The 20,666-nt window shown below is 47.7% G+C and carries 10 protein-coding genes; 1 reads left to right on the top strand and 9 read right to left on the bottom strand.

Features of this window, described 5'->3' with window-relative positions; all coding sequences use genetic code 11:
- Positions 1 to 61 precede the first annotated feature (61 nt).
- Complete coding sequence (dapA, locus tag JUB15_RS23625; RefSeq protein ID WP_207515123.1) at positions 62 to 946, top strand: 4-hydroxy-tetrahydrodipicolinate synthase; 885 nt, start codon at positions 62 to 64, stop codon at positions 944 to 946.
- A 356-nt stretch (positions 947 to 1,302) separates the two neighbouring features.
- On the opposite strand, the gene JUB15_RS23620 is transcribed toward dapA, so the two are convergent.
- From JUB15_RS23620 to JUB15_RS23580, 9 genes are all read right to left on the bottom strand, one after another.
- Positions 1,303 to 2,214 carry a ribonuclease Z gene (locus tag JUB15_RS23620; RefSeq protein WP_207515122.1) on the bottom strand — a complete coding sequence of 304 codons (912 nt, stop codon included), beginning with the start codon at positions 2,212 to 2,214 and terminating at the stop codon, positions 1,303 to 1,305.
- Between the two features lie 258 nt (positions 2,215 to 2,472).
- Positions 2,473 to 3,336, bottom strand: coding sequence for a fructosamine kinase family protein (locus tag JUB15_RS23615; RefSeq protein WP_207515121.1), 864 nt, complete (start codon positions 3,334 to 3,336; stop codon positions 2,473 to 2,475).
- Between the two features lie 194 nt (positions 3,337 to 3,530).
- Complete coding sequence (locus tag JUB15_RS23610) at positions 3,531 to 4,526, bottom strand: bifunctional heptose 7-phosphate kinase/heptose 1-phosphate adenyltransferase (protein ID WP_207515120.1); 996 nt, start codon at positions 4,524 to 4,526, stop codon at positions 3,531 to 3,533.
- A 55-nt stretch (positions 4,527 to 4,581) separates the two neighbouring features.
- Positions 4,582 to 6,048 (bottom strand): APC family permease, encoded by a 1,467-nt coding sequence (locus tag JUB15_RS23605; RefSeq protein ID WP_207515119.1) that lies wholly within the window; start codon positions 6,046 to 6,048, stop codon positions 4,582 to 4,584.
- Between the two features lie 255 nt (positions 6,049 to 6,303).
- Positions 6,304 to 6,897, bottom strand: coding sequence for an OmpH/Skp family outer membrane protein (locus JUB15_RS23600; RefSeq protein ID WP_207515118.1), 594 nt, complete (start codon positions 6,895 to 6,897; stop codon positions 6,304 to 6,306).
- 135 nt (positions 6,898 to 7,032) lie between these two features.
- Entirely contained in the window at positions 7,033 to 11,325 is a 4,293-nt protein-coding gene (rpoC, locus tag JUB15_RS23595) for a DNA-directed RNA polymerase subunit beta' (protein ID WP_207515117.1), read from the bottom strand.
- Positions 11,326 to 11,451: 126 nt separating this feature from the next.
- A complete protein-coding gene (gene rpoB, locus JUB15_RS23590) occupies positions 11,452 to 15,255 on the bottom strand; it encodes a DNA-directed RNA polymerase subunit beta (RefSeq protein WP_207515116.1) in 3,804 nt (1,267 codons plus the stop codon).
- A 381-nt stretch (positions 15,256 to 15,636) separates the two neighbouring features.
- Positions 15,637 to 17,193 carry a RagB/SusD family nutrient uptake outer membrane protein gene (locus tag JUB15_RS23585; protein ID WP_207515115.1) on the bottom strand — a complete coding sequence of 519 codons (1,557 nt, stop codon included), beginning with the start codon at positions 17,191 to 17,193 and terminating at the stop codon, positions 15,637 to 15,639.
- 24 nt (positions 17,194 to 17,217) lie between these two features.
- Positions 17,218 to 20,367, bottom strand: coding sequence for a SusC/RagA family TonB-linked outer membrane protein (locus tag JUB15_RS23580; protein WP_242696491.1), 3,150 nt, complete (start codon positions 20,365 to 20,367; stop codon positions 17,218 to 17,220).
- Positions 20,368 to 20,666: the final 299 nt, after the last annotated feature.

The raw sequence follows: 20,666 nt of genomic DNA, 5'->3' as shown, positions 1-20,666 counted from the left end.
CCTGGCGGAAAAGCCAAAACCTAAAACGCTCCGATAACAGTCGGGGTTCAACCTAAAAGTTATGTCTCTTCGTCAATCATTATACGGCACCGGCGTGGCGCTGGTCACCCCCTTCAAATCAAACTCAGAAGTTGATCTCGATGCTTTAAGCAAGATCATAGATTTCGTTATCAATGGTGGCGCTGAATATGTGGTTACTTTGGGCACTACCGGCGAAACTCCCTGTCTCAGCAAAGAAGAAAAGATCGCTATCATTCGCTTTACCTACGAAAAAGTGAATAACCGGGTACCGGTGGTAGTAGGCATTGGCGGCAACAATACGCCTGAAGTAATTAAAGAACTGGAATCTTTTCCGTTAGATAAAGCCACTGCTGTTTTAAGCGCCAGCCCTTATTATAACAAACCCTCCCAGGAAGGTATTTTCCTGCATTATAAAGCGCTTGCTGCCGCTTCACCGAAACCTATTTTGTTGTATAATGTGCCAGGCCGTACCGGTCGCAATATGACGGCAGCCACTACCCTGCGCCTCGCCAATGAAGTGGCTAATATCGGTGGTATAAAAGAAGCCAGCGGCGATATGGCCCAGTGTATGCAGATCCTGCGCGACCGTCCTGAAAATTTCCTGGTGGTCAGTGGCGATGATGCCCTGGTATTACCGCAAATTGCCTGTGGTATGGATGGCGTGATCAGCGTAGCTGCCAATGCCTTCCCGCAACAGTTCACACACATGGTGCGCCAGTGCCTGAAAGGCGATTTCAAAGCAGCCAAGTCGTTGAACGATGTGCTGATTGAAGCCTATGATCTGATGTTTGCTGAAAACAATCCCGCCGGGGTCAAAGCATTCATGACCGAGTTGAACCTACTCGAAAATTACCTGCGACTGCCGATGGTGCCGTTGAGTGAAGGATTGCATGAAAAAGTGAAAGCATTTTTGAAAAAGGCTTAAGGCACAAGGCTCAAAGCTGAAGACATAAGGCTTAAGGCCCAAGGCTCAAAGCTGAAGGCCAAAGGCTGAGGCCACGATACATACAAAAGCCAAACAGGGAGTGTTACTTGAATTTCCTGTTTGGCTTTTTAATTAGGTATTGTTGCTTCGCCCCCGAAGCTTTAGCGTAAGCGTTCCGCATTTTGCGTTTGGCATTCAGCGTTCCGCATTTTGCGTTTGGCATTCAGCGTTCCGCGTTTGGCATTCAGCGTTCAGACGTTTTGCGTTGGGCGCTTGCGTTTTGCGTTCCGCGTTCAGCGTCCGGCGTTGGGCGTTTTGCGTTGGGCGTTCCGCGTTGGGCGTTTTGCGTTAAGCGTTCATCGTTGTATCGCTCTAAAAGTCACTCCTTCCAAGGCCAGACTGGTATCAGGAAACACTTCACAAGCTTCCTGCTCAAACACTTCCAGCTTGTCATATTTCGAGCTGAAATGCCCGATGAGTAGTCGGCCTACTTTGGCCTGTTTGGCTATGCAGGCGGCTTGTGTTGTAGTGGAATGAAAGCGCAGTGCGGCTCTTTTATCCAGTTCTTTTAAGTAAGTGGTTTCGTGGTATAACAGATCTACGCCGCTGAACTTCTCTATGAGGGATTCATCAAAAATGGTATCGGCACTGTATGCGTATGATAAAGGCTTGGCGCCGGGATTGGTCACCCATTCGTTCCTGATGAGTTCGCCGTTCTTATTGGTATAATCGGCTCCCCATTTTAACCGGTCGTAAAAAGCAGCCGGAACGCCATATTCAATGGCTTTCTCGGGGTTCACTCGCCGGGGCGCCCGCACCTGGTCGAACCGGAAACCCCAGCAGGGTATGCGGTGTTTGGTGGCAAAACAGGTTACTTTGAACTTATCGTTCTGAACAATCACACCCTCTCCTTCCAGCGGATGAAAATGCAGCGTGTAGGGCAATACATTGGAGGCGGCTTCCAGTTGCAGGTCAAGGATCTGCTTTAAAGGCGCCGGGGCAAACAAATGCAGGTCATGCTCGCGATGCAGCAAACCCATGCTATGCAAAAATCCGGGTAAACCAAAATAATGATCGCCGTGCAGGTGAGAAATGAAAATATAATTGATGCGTGACCAGCGAATGCGGTATTTGGCCAATTGCTGCTGCGTGCCTTCTCCACAATCCACCAGGAATAAATTGTCATCCAACGTCACTACCTGCGACGTGGGATGCCGGTCATAGGCCGGCAGCGCTGAATTATTTCCCAGGATCGTTACAGCCAGCATTCAATCGGTTAAGATGTTATCATTTTGTTTAAGACGTTACTATAAGTCATTCTGCTGCATTTCGTTACACAAATTTAAGCAATAGCTTGCAACAGTGGTCATCTCGTATTATCTATTACTTGCTTCTTATTACATAATACTTGCAATTGCGCCTTGCTACGTCCGCCGAAGCTGTAGCATAGGCTGAAGCCTTTAGCCTTTAGCCCTCAGCCTTTAGCCTTCAGCCTTCAGCCTTCAGCCTTCAGCCTATAACGCAAATCAATACCGCCGGATTGTATCTAATATATCGGCCAGGTAGCTTTTGCCGAATAAGTTCAGGTGTACCAACAGCGGATATAAATTACAGATCTCCCATTGTTCCCGGTAGTTGGCAGGTAACGGAAAATGATACTGGTAACTGTCATAAAAGAGGCCGTCAAAACCGCCAAACAGGGTGGTCATAGCCATATCTACACTGCGATGACCGTAATACACTGCCGGATCAATTAAAACCGGCTTCTCCTGCACATCACATAAAAAGTTCCCGCTCCAGAGATCGCCATGTAATAAGGAGGCTGGTTCAACCGGAAAAACAGCAGGCAGCTGTTGATACAATTTTTCAAACCGGCTCACGTGCGTAGGTTCCAGCAAATGATGGTCAACTGCGAGTTTTAGCTGGGGTTGCAGCCGTTTCTGTATAAAAAAATCAACCCAGTTCTCAGCCGGTTGATTGTTTTGCGGCAATGCGCCCATATAGTTATCGGTGTTCAGTCCAAACTGCTTTTGCTGAATATGATGCAGTGCGGCCAGTTGTTCACCAAAACTTGTCCAGAATGCATCGGTCCGTAAGCCCTGTTCGATCCATTCCAACAATAGCACCTGGTTGTCGTTAATACGGCCTGCAGCTATTACCCGCGGTATACGGATGACCTGTTTACTGGCCAATAATTCCAGTCCCGCCCGTTCGGCTTCGAACATGCCGGGAAAGGATGAATACTTATTGATCTTACAGAAAAAATTTTCTTTACTGGTAGTAATGCGGTAGGTATAATTGATGGATCCGCCGCCTAAGGCGGTATACTGTACTATTGTTTCTTCCTTCAACAATTGTTTTAGGAAGGATTGTAAGGCTGCGGTCATCATGGCTGCGTTCGGGTTTCACAGTTCACAGGTCAAAGTTCACAGTTGCCAGTTATGAGAGCTGGTCGAATGTATTCGGCTATTTGCGTTAAGCGCCTGCCTGCTGCGCCTTCGCGAAGCTTCGGCGAACAAGGCCGGCAGGCAGGTTCTGCGTATGGCGTTCCGCGTTAAGCGTTCTGCGTTAAGCGTTCTGCGTTTTAAGAAAGCAGCTCCTTACATTCATTCAGCAGCCTTTCTCTATTAACAGCAGCGGTACCCACTTCTTCGCACACCAGTCCACCCGCAATATTGGCCACTTCTGCCATAAGATCAATGCGCCGGGTGGCGGCATAGATCAGTGACGCCACGGCTATCACCGTATCACCGGCGCCAGAAACGTCTGCTATATTTCGTAAGTGGGAAGGAATGATCTTGGCAGTACTGTTCTCCTGGTAAAACACCCCTTTTTCCGATAAAGTGATGAAGGAAATGGAATGACTTAATTTTTTTTGTAACTCTTTATGAATATCGTTCAGCGTGGCCAGGTTAACCTCTTCTATCAGCAGGTTCAGGCCGTCCTTTACCTCTTTTAAATTAGGTTTGAAGATATCCACACCCTGGTAGGAAAAGAAATTTTTTCGCTTGGGATCCACGGTAGTGATCACGCCATGTTGTTTGCACAACGCCGTCACTTCTTTGATCACCCGTTCGGTAAGGACGCCTTTGTTATAGTCTTCAAAAATGATCACCTGCGGTTGTTCAGTGGTGATATACTGGCGCACTTTTTCAATCAGGGCATTCTCATCATTAACGCTCAAATCTTTGGTTATTTCTGCATCGAGCCGCATCATTTGCTGATTGCGGCTGATGATCCGGGTTTTGGCAGTGGTTATACGGGAAGGTTGTTGGGCGATCCATGCGGTATTGATCTCATGCTCGTTGAAAAGATCTATCAGCGTGCCGCCATTCTCATCATTGCCCATCACTGACAAGATAGAAACCTGTGCGCCCAGGGCGGCCAGGTTCAGCGCCACATTGCCGGCGCCGCCAATGCGATGTTCTTTTTTGTCAAGCGCTACCACAGGTACCGGCGCTTCCGGTGATATCCTTTCTACATGGCCCCACCAGTATATATCGAGCATCACATCGCCAATCACTCCAGCTTTAATATTCGAAAATCCGTCAAACAGTTTGTCAAAATCTATCTTACTCATAATTTCATTTGTTCCAGGTTACATGTTGCAGGTTACAAGGCCCTGTAACCTGTAACTATGCGACTTTGCTTTTTCGCACTGCAATATAATATAAAGGAACACCTATCAAAACAATTGCCAGCCCTATACCGGCATATTGTGGCTTCATTTTAATGAGAAAAATGCAAAATGTAAGGGCCAGAATTATATAAATAATGGGCAATACCGGGAAGCCGAAAGCCTTATAGGGCCGCTCAGCATCCGGACGTTTTTTGCGCAATACGAAAATGCCCAGGATGGTGAGCGCATAAAACAGCACCACTACAAAGGAGATCATATCCAGCAGGTCGCCATACCCGCCGCTCAAACATAAAATGCTGGCCATACCACACTGGATCCACAGGGCAAACTCAGGCACCGCATTCTTATTCAATACACCGGTTTGTTTGAAGAACAGGCCATCCTTGGCCATGGTATAATATACCCGGGCGCCCGCCAGGATCAATCCGTTGTTGCAACCAAAAGTGGAGATCATGATCATTACGGCTATTACATAAGCGCCATTTTCACCAAAGATGGAAGTAGCCGCAGCTGTTGCCACCCGCTCCCCCTCCGGATACGCTATATGGCTTAAAGGCAGTACATTCAGGTACATCAGGTTGGCTGTTACATAAATGACGGTCACTATCAGCGTGCCCAGGAAAAGGCTCAACCCGATATTTCTTTTTGGATTCTTTATTTCACCGGCAATGAAAGTTACGTTGTTCCAGCTGTCGCTGCTGAAGATGGAGCCCACCATGGCAGCTGCAATGGCACCAATGAGGGCGGTACCGCCTATGGGCAGCCATTCACCGCCTTGGATGAAATTACCCTGGGCGTCCTGTTCCAGCTGCGTGGCATTCATTCCGGTTTGCCAGTTCTCAGCCCACAAGCTTTCTTTTACCAGCAAGAAACCCAGAATGATCAAACCGAATAACGACAGCAGTTTTACGGTAGTGAAGGACGTTTGAATGATCTTTCCGCCCTTAATGCCTTTTGTATTGGTATAGGTAAGAAATACAATGAGCGCGATGGCCAGCAACTGTGCGGCACTGATGGAAAATGAATATTCCATTATCCCCTGTGCATTCAGTCCTTTTTCTATTCCCCACAGCTTATGGCTTTCGCTGAACCAGGGTATCAGTTTGGCAGTAAACCGGCTGAACGCTACGGCCACCGCAGCTATGGTGGCAGTTTGTATCACCGAAAAAAAGCTCCAGCCGTATAAGAACCCCGCCAATGGATTAAATGCTTCTTTCAGGTATACGTATTGTCCGCCCGCTTTTGGGAACATACCACTCAGCTCACCATAACTTACGGCGGCAGTAATGGTCATAAAGCCGGTGATGAGCCATACGGCGATCATCCAGCCGGCGCTGCCTACGTTGCGGGTAATATCGGAGCTAACGATAAAGATACCCGAGCCGATCATAGAACCAGCTACCACCATGGTAGCATCGAGCAAACTAAGTGATGGTTTGAATGATGAAGCGTGTTCTGCCATATTGGTGATATAAGGGTAAGAAAATCAGGTTTTAACACAAGATAAGGAAACTAAGCCGAATCCCGGCCAACCCAGATTTCCACACATTTTACCAATTTTAGCATCCATGGAAAACAGCAGGCGGCAGACGGCAAAACGCAAACGGCAAACATGAACGTCCCTCTAACGCCCAATACCCGTAAAATAAAAAATCCGGAAGACACTGCGGTATCTTCCGGATCAATTATCGAATTATCACATTATCACATTATCACATTACTTTTTCTTCTCTTTATACTGCGAATTCAGCCCTGCTATCAAATCACCGGTAATGTTATACGCAGAATCTTTGTAATAGATAATAAAGCCTGGCTCGTAAGAAAGGATGTAAGAGTATTTCTTCGATTTGTTGTACTCTTTTAAAAACTCTTCTACCTGTTTGCGCAGTTCGGTCATACGGTCAACCTGCAGCTTTTGCATTTCCTGCTCCAGTTCGCCTTTGCGTTGCTGGTATTGCTGTTGCAGCATACCTACTTCGCGCTGGGCCTGCTCGCCTTCCGATTGCGTAATGTTATTGCCTTTTTCCTGCCATTTACGAATGGTGCGCTGGTACTTGTTCGTTAAATCGTTCAATTCAGCGTTCATGGCATTCTCTTTCTTCTTGATATCGCCCGACACATCCTTGAAATATTCGTAATGTTCCTGCAGCGAATCAATGTCAAAATAGGCTATAGCGAAATGGGTAGGTTCATTTTTATCGGCAGGCGCCACCACTTTTTTCTTTGTTTCCCCCTTAGAGAATTGAAAATAAAATAGCACACCTATGAGCACAAGAGCGAGAATAGATAATATAGTAGAGATATTTTTCATGAACGCCTTTTTTGCAATATAGAATGTATGACTAAAATAGAATTGTTAAAACTTTTAACATTATAATACACTTATAAAAAAAGTAGGAAGGGGTTAGCTTCCTACTTTATATAAAAAATCAAATTTCTGATAGAATTACTCTTCTTCGTCAAAGCTCATTGCTTCGCGGGTGGTTTGCAGCAATTCATATTCTTCCTTGCTACCAACGATCATGTTCTCAAAGTCACGCAAACCAGTACCTGCTGGTATCGGATGACCTGTGATCACATTCTCTTTCAAACCAAGCATATCGTCGGTCTTACCCTGAATGGCAGCCGATGACAGTACTTTGGTCGTTTCCTGGAACGATGCGGCAGAGATCCAGCTTTGCGTACCCAGTGATGCTTTGGTAATACCCAACAGCACGGGGTGAGATGTAGCCGGGTTGGCATCGCGGTATTCAACCAGCTTTTTGTCGGTACGACGCAGCAGCGAGTTTTCTTCGCGAATTTCACGCAGGCTAACGATCTGACCGGCTTTCAGGCGGCTGCTTTCACCCGGATCAGATACGATCTTCTTATCAAAGATCCAGTCGTTCTCATCGTTGAAGTCGAAGCGGTCCACCAGGTCTTCTTCCAGGAAGCGGGTATCACCCGGATCTACGATCTCTACTTTTTTCATCATCTGGCGAACGATCACCTCAATGTGTTTATCGTTGATCTTCACACCTTGTAAACGGTAAACTTCCTGAATTTCATTCACCACGTATTCCTGTACGGCGAACGGACCTTTAATTGACAGGATATCGCTTGGTGAAACCTGTCCGTCAGACAGCGGCGCACCCGCTTTGATAAAGTCACCGTCCTGTACCAGGATCTGGCGGGTCAACGGCACCAGGTACTTCTTGATAACACCATCTTTCGCTTCTACCACGATCTCGCGGTTACCACGTTTGATGGCGCCAAAAGCTACCACACCGTCGATCTCGCACACGATAGCGGGGTTACCCGGGTTACGGGCTTCGAACAACTCGGTTACACGAGGCAGACCCCCGGTGATGTCGCGTTGCATCCGCAGCGTACGAGGTATTTTCACCAACACCTGACCGGCTCTCACTTCTTCTGATTCATCAACCACAATGTGTGAGCCAACAGGCAGGTTGTATTGTTTTACATCCTTGCCTTCTACGATCAGCGTAGGTATCTTGGTTTTATCTTTGGTTTCAATAACCACTTTCTCGCGGTGACCGGTTTGTTCGTCGGCCTCTTCGCGGAAGGTTACACCTTCAATTACATTGTCGAATCTTACCTGACCAACGATCTCGGCTACGATCACGTTGTTGAAGGGGTCCCAGGTACAGATGGTATCACCTTTCTTCACCTGTTGACCATCTTTCACGAACAGGGTTGAACCGTACGGAACGTTCACCACGTTCAGCAGGCGGTCGTTCTTGATATCCATGTTACGGATCTCACCGGTACGGCCGATAACCACCTGGATCGGATCGCCTTCATTGTTAACGGCTGGTACAGTACGCAAGCCGTCGAACTGAATGGTACCATCGAACTTGGCAGTGAGTGAAGATTCTACTGAAGCAGAACCGGCAACACCACCCACGTGGAAGGTACGCAGGGTAAGCTGTGTACCAGGCTCACCGATCGACTGGGCGGCGATGATACCTACTGCATCACCTTTCTGCGCCCGGTTACCTGTGGCCAGGTTCTTACCGTAACATTTTACGCACACCCCGCGTTTGCTTTCGCAGGTAAGTACAGAACGGATCTCAACAGTTTCAATACCGGCTTCTTCAATTTGTTTGCCGATGTCTTCATTGATCTCCTGTCCGGCTTCAACGATCAGCTCATCGTTCTGCGGGTTGTATACGTTGTGGAGCGACGTACGGCCAATGATACGGTCGTACAGCGGCTCTACGATCTCTTCATTATCTTTCAGCGCGCTGATGGCAATACCACGCAGCGTACCGCAGTCTTCTTCTGTAATTACCACGTCCTGGGCTACGTCAACCAAACGACGGGTCAGGTAACCGGCATCCGCTGTTTTAAGGGCGGTATCGGCCAGACCTTTACGGGCACCGTGCGTAGAGATGAAGTAATCCAATACGTTCAAACCACCTTTGAAGTTAGAGAGGATCGGGTTCTCGATGATCTCACTTCCGGTTGAACCTGATTTTCTGGGTTTCGCCATCAGACCCCTGATACCGCACAGCTGTTTGATCTGCTGTTTGGAACCGCGGGCTCCGGAGTCAAGCATCATGTACACAGAGTTGAAGCCCTGTTTGTCGCTGCTCAGCTCACGGATCAACGTTTCGGTGATCCGGGTATCCACCCTTGACCAGATGTCTACGATCTGGTTATACCGCTCGTTGTTGGTAATAAGACCCATGTTATAGTTATCCCACACCTCGTCTACTTCGCCTTTGGCCTGTTCAAGCACATCGCCTTTGATAGACGGGATGATGAGGTCATTGATACTGAACGACAGACCACCTCTGAAGGCCGTACGGAAACCAAGCTGTTTGATATCATCCAGGAACTTGGCTGTTTTTGGCACATTCGTAATGGTAATAATGTCACCGATGATCTCGCGCAGGCTCTTCTTTGTTAACAGGGCGTTGATGTAACCAACTTCCTTGGGAACAAATTCGTTGAAGATAACCCGGCCAACGGTTGTATCGATCAGCTTTTTGGTAAGACCACCTTCGTTGTTGCGTACATCCACTTTCACTTTAATGTGCGCATGCAGGTCAACGCGGTCTTCATTGTAAGCGATGATCACTTCTTCCGTGCTGTAGAAGGCTTTTCCTTCGCCGCGGATCTTTTCGGTTTCGGTAGATTTTTTACCCTTGGTAATGTAGTACAGACCGAGTACCATGTCCTGTGAAGGCAGGGTCATCGGCGCACCGTTCTGCGGGTTCAAAATGTTGTGTGAAGAAAGCATCAGCAGCTGGGCTTCCAGAACGGCCGCGTTGCTCAAAGGCACGTGAACCGCCATCTGGTCACCGTCGAAGTCGGCGTTGAACGCAGAACACACGAGCGGGTGCAGCTGGATCGCTTTACCTTCTATCAGTTTAGGCTGGAAGGCCTGGATTGACAAACGGTGGAGCGTCGGGGCGCGGTTTAACATTACCGGGTGCCCTTTCAGGATATTTTCCAGGATATCCCAAACCACCGCTTCTTTTCTGTCAACCAGCTTACGAGCCGATTTTACAGTTTTTACAATACCCCTTTCGATCAGCTTGCGAATGATGAACGGTTTGAACAATTCAGCCGCCATATCTTTCGGCAAACCACACTCATGCAGTTTCAGCTCAGGACCTACCACGATTACAGAACGGCCGGAGTAGTCAACACGTTTACCCAGCAGGTTCTGACGGAAACGGCCCTGTTTACCTTTCAGCACATCTGACAGTGATTTCAGGGCGCGGCCACCTTCAGCTTTAACCGCATTTGATTTACGGGAGTTATCGAACAGAGAGTCAACCGCTTCCTGAAGCATACGTTTTTCGTTACGTAAGATCACCTCAGGGGCTTTGATCTCCAATAATCTTTTTAACCGGTTGTTCCGGATGATCACCCGGCGATACAGGTCGTTCAGGTCGGAAGAAGCGAAACGACCACCATCCAGAGGAACCAGCGGACGCAGTTCCGGCGGAATAACCGGGATGTATTGCATTACCATCCACTCAGGGCGGTTGGTGATGCGGCTATTGGCCTCACGGAATGCTTCTACCACGCTCAAACGCTTCAACGCATCGGCTTTACGCTGCTGTGAAGTTTCAGTAGCGGCGGCATTACGCAGGTCGAATGATAAGCTGTCGAGCTCAATTCTTTGCAGCAGATCGTGTACCGCTTCGGCACCCATCTTTGCAATGAACTTCTGCGGATCATCATCTGGCAGGTACTGGTTCTCCTTGGGAAGGTTCTCCAGGATTTCCAGGTATTCTTCCTCAGTTAACAGATCGCCTGATTTCAGGCCGCGATCTTCCCGGATACCAGGCTGAATTACCACGAAACGCTCGTAGTAAACGATGCTCTCCAGTTTTTTGGAGCTAACCCCCAGCAGGTAACCGATCTTATTTGGTAAGCTTTTGAAATACCAGATGTGAACAACAGGAACCACCAGTTTAATATGGCCCATGCGCTCGCGACGTACTTTCTTTTCAGTTACTTCAACACCGCAACGGTCGCACACGATCCCTTTGTAACGGATACGTTTATACTTACCGCAGGCGCACTCATAATCCTTTACAGGTCCAAAAATACGTTCGCAGAATAAACCATCACGCTCGGGTTTGTATGTACGATAGTTGATGGTCTCAGGTTTCAATACCTCACCGTAGCTGCGTTCCAAAATGGAATCCGGTGAAGCCAGCCCGATCGTTATCTTGGAAAATGTGGCTCTGGGACGATTATCTTTTTTAATAGCCATATTTTGATTTTCTTATTTCAGATTTAAAATTGTTTGAATCCCGCTGAATTCCGATTTCTGATTTCGCGATTTTGAGATTTCTGGATTTTAAATCCCGAAATCCCAAAATCTATAAATCTCAAAATCTTACTCAAACTTGAGATCCAGACCCAAACCTCTTAATTCATGCACCAATACGTTGAACGACTCAGGAATACCCGCTCTTGGAATATTATCACCTTTAACAATCGCCTCGTAGGTTTTTGCACGGCCGATAATATCATCCGATTTAATGGTGAGCAATTCCTGCAGGATGTTCGAAGCACCATAAGCTTCCAGTGCCCACACCTCCATTTCACCGAAACGCTGACCACCGAACTGTGCTTTACCACCCAGCGGCTGCTGTGTAATAAGACTGTAGGGTCCAATGCTACGGGCGTGCATCTTATCGTCAACCATGTGGTGCAGTTTGATCATATAGATCACACCCACGGTAGCTTTCTGGTGGAAACGGTCTCCGGTTTCACCGTCATACAGGTACGTATGACCAAAGCTTGGTAAGCCTGCATCGTTGATGTGTTTGGCAATTTCTTCCGTAGTAGCTCCGTCGAAGATCGGCGTAGCGAACTTCACACCCATTTTCAAACCGGCCCAGCCTAATACAGTTTCATAGATCTGGCCCAGGTTCATACGGGAAGGTACACCCAGCGGGTTCAATACAATGTCAACCGGTGTTCCGTCTTCCAGGAACGGCATGTCTTCAGCACGCACGATCTTGGCAACGATACCTTTGTTACCGTGGCGGCCGGCCATTTTATCACCCACTTTCAGCTTACGCTTAACAGCCAGGTATACTTTAGCCAGTTTCAACACACCGGCAGGCAATTCGTCCCCGATCGAAATGTTGAACTTCTCTCTTTTATATCTACCCAGTTCTTCGTTGTACTTGATGTTGTAGTTGTGCAACAGTGTGTTGATGGCATCATCGATCTGTGCATCGCCAGTCCAGCCCAGCGGGTTTACGTTCTGGTAATCGATAGAACCCAGGTTCTTCGGATTGAACTTGGCGCCTTTACCGATCTGCACTTCACCGAAGTTGTTGTTTACACCGGCAGAGGCTTTATCTTTCAATAAGGTCTGCAGTTTATTCAACAGCTCTTCTTTCAGATCTTCAACATTCTTTTCATGCACTTTTTCCAGCTTTTCCAGAGCAGCCTTCTCGCGGATCTTGGCGTTCTTGTCTTTTTTGGCGCGTTGGAACAGCTTTTTACCGATCACTACCCCTTCTACCCCGTTCGGCGCTTTCAAAGAAGCATCTTTGGCATCACCGGCTTTGTCACCGAAGATGGCGCGTAACAGTTTTTCTTCCGGAGTAGGATCACTTTCGCCTTTAGGCGTGATCTTACCGATCAGGATATCGCCTTCTTTAATGGCGGCTCCCAAACGGATGATACCATTTTCATCCAGGTCTTTGGTAGCTTCTTCCGATACGTTTGGAATATCGGGTGTCAGCTCTTCCTCACCCAGTTTGGTATCGCGTACTTCCAGTTCATATTCAGAAATGTGAATAGAAGTGAACAGGTCTTCTTTGGCTACTCTTTCGCTGATCACGATGGCATCCTCGAAGTTGTACCCTTTCCATGGCATGAACGCCACTTTCAGGTTACGGCCCAGCGCGAGTTCACCTCCCTGTACCGCATAACCTTCTGTAAGGAAGTCGCCTTTTTTCAGGCGTTGTCCTTTTTTAACAGCAGGTTTGTGGTTGATACAGGTTTCCTGGTTGGTTTTTATGAACTTGGTCAGTTTGTATATTTTCAGGTCGTCTTCAAAGCTCACCAGGCGGTCAGCTTCTGTACGGTCGTAGCGAACATGAATTTCACTACCATCAACGTACTCTACCACGCCTTCGCCTTCAGACAGGATCTGTACACGGGCGTCGCGGGCAGCTTTCGCTTCCAGACCTGTACCTACAATGGGGTTTTCAGGACGGATCAGCGGAACGGCCTGGCGTTGCATGTTCGATCCCATCAGCGCACGGTTGGCGTCATCATGCTCCAGGAACGGGATCAGTGATGCACTCAACCCTACGATCTGGTTCGGCGCTACGTCCATGAACTCCACATCGTTCTTTTCGAGGATCGGGAAGTCGCCGGTCTGGCGGCTGGTGATCTTCTCTTCTACGAAGTGGCCTTTTTCATCGAGTGGCGAACTGGCCTGGGCGATCTTGGCGTTATCTTCTTCTTCCGCACTTAGGAAGGTGAGCTTTTTCAGGTCAACCTTTCCGTTCTCAACTTTATGATAAGGCGTTTCAATGAAGCCCATTTCGTTGATCTTGGCGTGTACGCACAAGGTAGAGATCAAACCGATGTTCGGACCTTCCGGTGTTTCAATGGTACACAAACGGCCGTAGTGGCTGTAGTGTACGTCACGCACCTCGAAACCGGCTCTTTCACGGCTCAAACCACCGGGTCCGAGTGCAGAGATACGACGCTTGTGCGTGATCTCACTCAGCGGGTTGGTTTGGTCAAGGAATTGTGACAGCTGAGAAGTACCGAAGAAGGAGTTGATCACTGATGACAACGTTCTGGCGTTGATCAGGTCAACCGGCGTGAACACCTCATTATCGCGCACGTTCATTCTCTCGCGGATGGTACGGGCCATACGGGCCAGACCAACACCGAACTGAGCATATAACTGCTCACCCACGGTACGTACACGACGGTTGCTCAGGTGATCGATATCGTCGATCTCGGCTTTACCATTGGTCAAACGAACCAGGTATTTGATGATCTCGATGATATCTTCCTTGGTCAATGTTTTTTGATCCAGCGGCTGATTCAGCATCAGCTTGCGGTTGATCTTGTAGCGACCTACTTCGCCCAGATCGTAACGCTTGTCGCTGAAGAATAATTTATCAATGATACCGCGGGCTGTTTCATCATCCGGCGCATCGGCACCGCGCAACTGGCGGTAGATGTGCTGAACGGCTTCCAGCTCGCTGTTTGAAGTATCTTTATTGAGGGTGTTGTAAATGATCGCGTAGTCACCGCCCACATCCTCTTTCTGCACGAACACGCTCTTCACATCCATGTCGGCGATCATATCTACCGCTTCTTCATCGAGCACGGTATCGCGCTCCAGCACTACCTCGTTTCTTTCGATAGACACTACCTCGCCGGTATCTTCGTCCACGAAATCTTCTACCCATGTTCTCAATACGCGGGCAGCGAGGCGTTTACCTAAGTATTTCTGTAATGACTTTTTATCGCCTTTCACTTCGTCGGCCATGCCGAACAGCTCCAGGATGTCTTTATCGGTCTCGTAGCCGATAGAACGCAACAGCGTGGTAACCGGGAATTTCTTCTTACGGTCGATGTACGCATACATTACGTTATTGATATCGGTAGCAAACTCCATCCACGCCCCTTTGAAAGGAATTACGCGGGCAGAATAGATCTTGGTACCGTTGGGGTGAATAGACTGGCCAAAGAATACACCAGGAGAACGGTGTAATTGGGATACCACCACGCGCTCCGCTCCGTTGATCACGAAGGTACCGCGGGGGGTCATATAAGGAATGTTACCCAGGAACACATCCTGAACAATGGTCTGGAAGTCAACGTGCTCTTCGTCATTACAGCTCAGCCTCAGTTTCGCCTTGAGCGGAACAGCATATGTTAAACCACGCTCCATACACTCTTCGATGGTGTAGCGGGGCGGGTCAATGAAATAGTCCAGGAATTCCAGCACGAATATGTTTCGTGTATCTGTAATAGGGAAGTTTTCCTTGAACACCTTGAACAACCCTTCAATGTTACGCTTGTCGGGTGTGGTTTCTAACTGGAAAAATTCTTTGAACGATTGAATTTGTACTTCGAGTAAGTCAGGCGCCTCAGCAAGATTCTTGATTTTACCGAAGTTGACCCTGTTTGACAGTTTTGTTGAAGACATATTGCTTAAAACCGGTTTTTTTAATTGTTCGTACGACAAAACATCTATAGACAAAAAAAATTTTCCTTGAGAATTTTAGACCTTTTTGTTCACGTTGAACTTTCAAGGTTAAATTCCCAAAGAATTAAAAAAGAGGCAGTTATGTTAAATTGGCCATGTAGCAACGTACCTCTGCTAATTAGCTTTTGTGAAAAATGGAGGGCAAAGGTAAGGAATATACCTTATAAAACAAGAAATTAATCACCAAAAATCGGACCGGAAATATGTCATACAGGCAGAAGCTGCGGGGTGTTAAAACGTCATGAACAGAGGTCAAAGATAAAAACAAAGCCGCAAAGCAGGATCACTTTGCGGCTTAAAATCTGATTTTATTTATTCACGTTATATGCCGGGATAACCATCGTTCTGCGGTCTCAGGTTTGGATTGTTTTGCATTTCCAGGGTAGGCAAAGGGAACAGCAAATGTTTTTCAGCCAGTACAGCCCCGCTTTCAGGCAGTTTATGCCCCACAAAGTTCTCGAAGCTGTTGGTGGTTTCGTTGTAGGCTGTTTTGCGCCGAACCATGTCAAACCAGGTAATACCCTCATAACACAGCTCATGCCAGCGCTCGCGCAACACCGCATTCCTGAAAGAGGTTTGATCGTAGCTGCCCAGCGCGCCCGTTGCTAAACCTGCCCGGTCGCGGATCAGTTTCAAGGCATCCACGGCTCCCTGGGTTGGACCGTCAGCTGCTTCATTCTGCGCTTCAGCATAGGTGAGCAATACCTGTGCGTATCTTATATTCATCCAGTTCAACCCGCTGATGGCGGTACCCTCTTTACCTGATGTGCCATTTGCGACACTATCAAAATGTTTAAAGATGTATGGCGCTCCCAATGCTTTCAGACCCCGGAAGCCGCCATCATAATAACTGGTATAAAAGAATCCTTCCCGGTCAACAGTTCTTTTATCACCTGGCTCAAAGGAATTGTAGAATTGCACAGTAGGCGTGGTAGACCCTACTTCAGTACCATACGCTGAAACATCCTTAAAGTTAGGCAGCAGTATAGCCTGGTTGCCATTGTTGGCCACCCCGCCCAGGTACTGGATCTGGAAAATATGCTCCTGTTGGTTTTCCAACGATTCGTTGTGCAACTGGTTGTACTTTTCGAACAGCTTGAATTTACCGCTGGTGATCACTTCATTTGCTTTGTCGGCCGCCAGCTTATAGTATTCCTTTCCCTTGTTCAACGGATGACCGGCCATGGTCAAATATACCTCCGCCAGTAACGACTTTACGGCGCCCAGCGAAGCCCGCCCGCCGGCATCGGTCCAGGCCAGTCCGGAAGCTTCGGCCGCCTTCAGGTCGTTTACCACCTGCATATAGATTGAGTCCTTGGTCGTGCGTGAAGAATATGTCGCAGGATCAAGTGCCGTTAATACAGAAGTAGTATGTAAGGGCACATCCCCAAAAAGCCGTACCAGGTAAAAATAAGACCAGGCCCGCAGGAACTGCGCTTCGCCCAGCACCTGCTTCTTTTTGGCTTCATCCATTTTTATTCCAGGCACTTTATCCAATACCAGGTTGGTTTGCGCAATCACCTGGTACAAGCCGGTCCACCAGTTAAGCACGAATACATTGTCGCCGTTGTAACTAAGACCAAGCAGGTTGTTCAGGTCGGTATTCTGCCCTGTTTCTGTTTTGGCAGTACCTGTTGGCATTTCGAGCATTGAGAAATTGTTTGCAAAGATCCCGGCGCCACCTGCAAAGAACCGGGTCCTGTCGTATGCTGCGGCAATGGCGGCATCAGCATGACCGGGTAATGTGTAATAAATGTCCGGCGACAGGTTCGAGGGATCATTGTCTTCTTCTCTCAACCATTTTTTACAGCTGGTAGCTGTCAATGCGAAGGCAGATAGTAGTAATATATATAACGAATTTATGTTGCAGATTTTCATACGAGCTTGTTTAATGTTACTTTATTATAATCCAACACTTATTCCCAGCATGTATGTAGTTGGCTTGGGATAATCAAAGAAGGTTTGCCCCTGTGCAAATGCATTGCTGTAAGTGGTCACTTCCGGATCGTTGCCCGAGAACTTTGTTTTCAGGAAGAAGTTTTGCACCGAAGCGGTTACGCGCAACCTGCTTAACTTAATTCTTTCCAACATCGTGGCAGGAACATTATAGCCCAGTAACAGGTTTTTTCCGCGAATAAAGGAACCATCTTCCACCCAGCGGCTGTCTACATTCGTTACATAACCGGCCCGCGTATCACGGATGGTAGCGATCATGGTATTGTTGTTATTCTTGCCTGGTTGATAATAATCGAGCACAGAACTGAAACTGTTGGCAATACCTGTTCTGTCTTCGCCGGAGTGTTTCGTTTGATTCAATACATCGTTTCCATACATATAACCGATCTCGATGAGCAGGTCCCAGTTCTTGTAGCTGAAGCTGTTGTTGAATGAACCCCAGCCGTCGGGATTACCATTACCTATGATCATTCTGTCGAGGTCATTGATAGCATAATCCCCGTTTACATCCAGGTATTTCAGATCGCCGGGCAAAATGGGTTTACCGCCGCGGTAGCTGGCATATTTTGCGGCCTCTGCCCGCTCGGCATCTGTCCATACGCCCTGGCGTACCAGGCCCCAGAATGAACCGACAGACTCTCCTACTTTAATGATGCCGGTGTTTGACAGGAAGTTGGGATTACCGGAGAAAATAGGCGCCGGTGTCGCCAGTGAAAGCACTTTGTTTCTGTTCATGGAAATATTGAAAGTGGTGTTCCATGAAAAGTCCTGGGTTTTTATGTTTACCGTATGCAAAGTAAGCTCAAGCCCTTTGTTCTCCATGCTGCCGATGTTCTTCATAATAGATGGGTAACCGGTAGACCTTGGCAAAGGCGATTCCAGCAGCATGTCGGTCGTCTTGCGATAATACAGGTCTGCCTCAAAGCTGATCCTGTTGTCTAAAAAGCCTATTTCGATACCGGCATCCGTTTGCGCCGTTTTTTCCCATTTCAGGTCAGGATTGCCTAACCTGTTTGATCCAACGCCTGAGAACCTGGTGTTGTTGAAGATGGCAGTGTAAGAGCCCAGTAAGGGATCTGATGAATAAGGAGCAATTTCCGAGTTGCCGGTTAAGCCATGGCTAACGCGTACTTTAAGATGCGATACGGTTCGGTTGTTCTTCAGGAATGCTTCGTTCGATGCATTCCAGGCGACGGCGGCCGAAGGGAAAAATGCGAATTTATGATTGTCGCCGAATTTGGAGCTGCCATCGATACGGCCCGTGAAAGTAACCAGATACTTTTGCTGGTACCCATAGTTCACGCGGCCAAAGTAAGAATTGAATGCAAAATTGCTTCTGTTCGAAGAGGACGCATTTTGCACACTTCCTGCACCCAGATTATAGTACTGGAAAAAGTCGGTGGAAAAATTCTGGGCGCTGGCATTAACCGAGGCATAATTGGTTCCCTGCCATGAAAGCCCCACCAAACCATTCACCGTATGATCATCGTTAATGGTTTTGTTGTAGTTCAGGAAAGTTTCAGATGACCAGTAAATTTCGCGGTTGTCAAAAATACTGGCTGTACCATTCTGGTCCATTGATAAATTATGGAGCGACCGGCCGCTGAACTGGTTTTCCTGCCTTTGTACAACGCTCACCCCTACCTGGCTTTTGATATCAAAACCATTACCTAGTAAAAGATTGATATAAGCGTGACCGAGCATATTCTGCACATTCACGATATATTTTCTATCGGTCATAATGTGCACCGGGTTGCTACCGCCTTCAGCACCGGGATAAAGGTAGTTATCGCCCCAGGTGCCATCAGGAAATTTTACCGGCATGAAAGGAAATGCTTCTGTGATCATGCGCACAGAGTTCAAACCGCCGGTGCCCTGGTCAACCAGGTTCTCTTCCTGGTTATTATAACTTACGCTACCTCCGATGCGGAACCATTCCTTCGGTTTCAGATCAAGAACGAACCGTGCCGAATAACGTTTCAGGTAAGAATTAAGCAGTAAGCCATTATCGTCTCTATAACCCAGGAACAATCCATACAAATTGCCGTTGTTTCCGCCGGTTACACCTATCTGGTGGTTTTGAGAAAGCTTATGCTGCAGCGATTCTTTTAACCAGTCGGTATTATATAAAGGATTACCATTGGCGTCGAACAGGTTGGGCAATTTCTTCCTCTTTTCACGGGGATCAACCACCGAAGAATGATTACCGGCAGCCCATCCTGCGGGGTCATATACTTTTATGTTATCATAGGCCAGGTTCTCGAGATCAAGATATTCCTGGGCGTTCAGCATATGCACTCTTTTCGGACCAATAGTGGGCACACTGAAATTGCCATCATAAGTAACTTTTGTAGGGCCACTGGTACCCCGTTTAGTGGTAATAAGCACTACACCATTTGCACCGCGGGCGCCGTAGATAGCTGTTCCCGAAGCGTCTTTCAGCACTTCTACCGAGGCTATATCATTGGGGTTAATATAGTCGATGGAGTTACTGTTAAGCGTTTGGTTGCCGATGGGTATGTATACCCCGTCAACTACATACAGCGGATTGTTTGATGAATTAATGGAACTGAAACCGCGGATCCGGATCCTGGTTTGACCACCCGGACGGCCGGAGTTGGTCGTAACCTGAACACCAGCAATTCGACCCGATAAAGCCTCGTTCACGGAAGCTGCCGGCCGCTCCTGCAGCTGTGAAGCTTTAACTGAACCTACCGACCCGGTAAGGTCCCTCTTCTTTACAGTACCGTAACCGATCACCACTACCTCACTCATTGAACCTTTGGTTAACTGCATCTGAACGTTCAGCTCCGTCTCCTCCCCTAACTTCATCTGGTAGCCTTCATAACCAGTATGGGAGAATACCAGCGTGGCGCCGGGGGCGGCACTGATGCTGAAACTACCATTCATATCGGTACTGGTACCCGTTGAACCTCCTTTCACCTGCACCGACACCCCGGGCAGCGGCGAACCGTCTTTGGCGTCGGTCACCTTTCCGCTAACCGGGCGATTTTGCGAAAATGCCAATTGAGAAATAAAAAGTGCGAGCAAACTAAGCAGACATAGACGTCCGACTAAATAAAACTGCTTTTTCATACGCAAGTTTTGGTTTTAAAATAATTACTATATCGTTTTAGCCAACAGAGCAAAGAGCATGCCTCGCATCACAATTCATTAAACATCAAATCACAAAAGGTTTTTTTAGATCAACCCGCATAGGTTCACGCCTATGGGTGTTCCATAGAACAACTCCGGTTCTATCATACCAAGGGTCAAGAAGGGATACTTATGCAGGCACATGAATGCAATGGGAGAAAACAATAATGGCTATAGCGCGCACTAACATGTACCTGTTTTCCAGGGGCAGAATTGACTATTATATTATATTTCTTTAT

Origin of the sequence: Longitalea luteola (assembly GCF_017356035.1) — a bacterium.
Lineage (GTDB): Bacteria > Bacteroidota > Bacteroidia > Chitinophagales > Chitinophagaceae > Niastella > Niastella luteola.
Note: the sequence above shows the minus strand (reverse complement) of the source record. Positions and strands in the feature narration are given on the sequence as shown.

What these genes read in the sequence shown, in the direction of transcription:
- dapA (WP_207515123.1), top strand. Translation starts at nt 62, where the DNA reads ATGTCTCTTCGTCAATCATTATACGGCACCGGCGTGGCGCTGGTCACC.
- JUB15_RS23620 (WP_207515122.1), bottom strand. Translation starts at nt 2,214, where the DNA reads ATGCTGGCTGTAACGATCCTGGGAAATAATTCAGCGCTGCCGGCCTAT.
- JUB15_RS23615 (WP_207515121.1), bottom strand. Translation starts at nt 3,336, where the DNA reads ATGATGACCGCAGCCTTACAATCCTTCCTAAAACAATTGTTGAAGGAA.
- JUB15_RS23610 (WP_207515120.1), bottom strand. Translation starts at nt 4,526, where the DNA reads ATGAGTAAGATAGATTTTGACAAACTGTTTGACGGATTTTCGAATATT.
- JUB15_RS23605 (WP_207515119.1), bottom strand. Translation starts at nt 6,048, where the DNA reads ATGGCAGAACACGCTTCATCATTCAAACCATCACTTAGTTTGCTCGAT.
- JUB15_RS23600 (WP_207515118.1), bottom strand. Translation starts at nt 6,897, where the DNA reads ATGAAAAATATCTCTACTATATTATCTATTCTCGCTCTTGTGCTCATA.
- rpoC (WP_207515117.1), bottom strand. Translation starts at nt 11,325, where the DNA reads ATGGCTATTAAAAAAGATAATCGTCCCAGAGCCACATTTTCCAAGATA.
- rpoB (WP_207515116.1), bottom strand. Translation starts at nt 15,255, where the DNA reads ATGTCTTCAACAAAACTGTCAAACAGGGTCAACTTCGGTAAAATCAAG.
- JUB15_RS23585 (WP_207515115.1), bottom strand. Translation starts at nt 17,193, where the DNA reads ATGAAAATCTGCAACATAAATTCGTTATATATATTACTACTATCTGCC.
- JUB15_RS23580 (WP_242696491.1), bottom strand. Translation starts at nt 20,367, where the DNA reads ATGAAAAAGCAGTTTTATTTAGTCGGACGTCTATGTCTGCTTAGTTTG.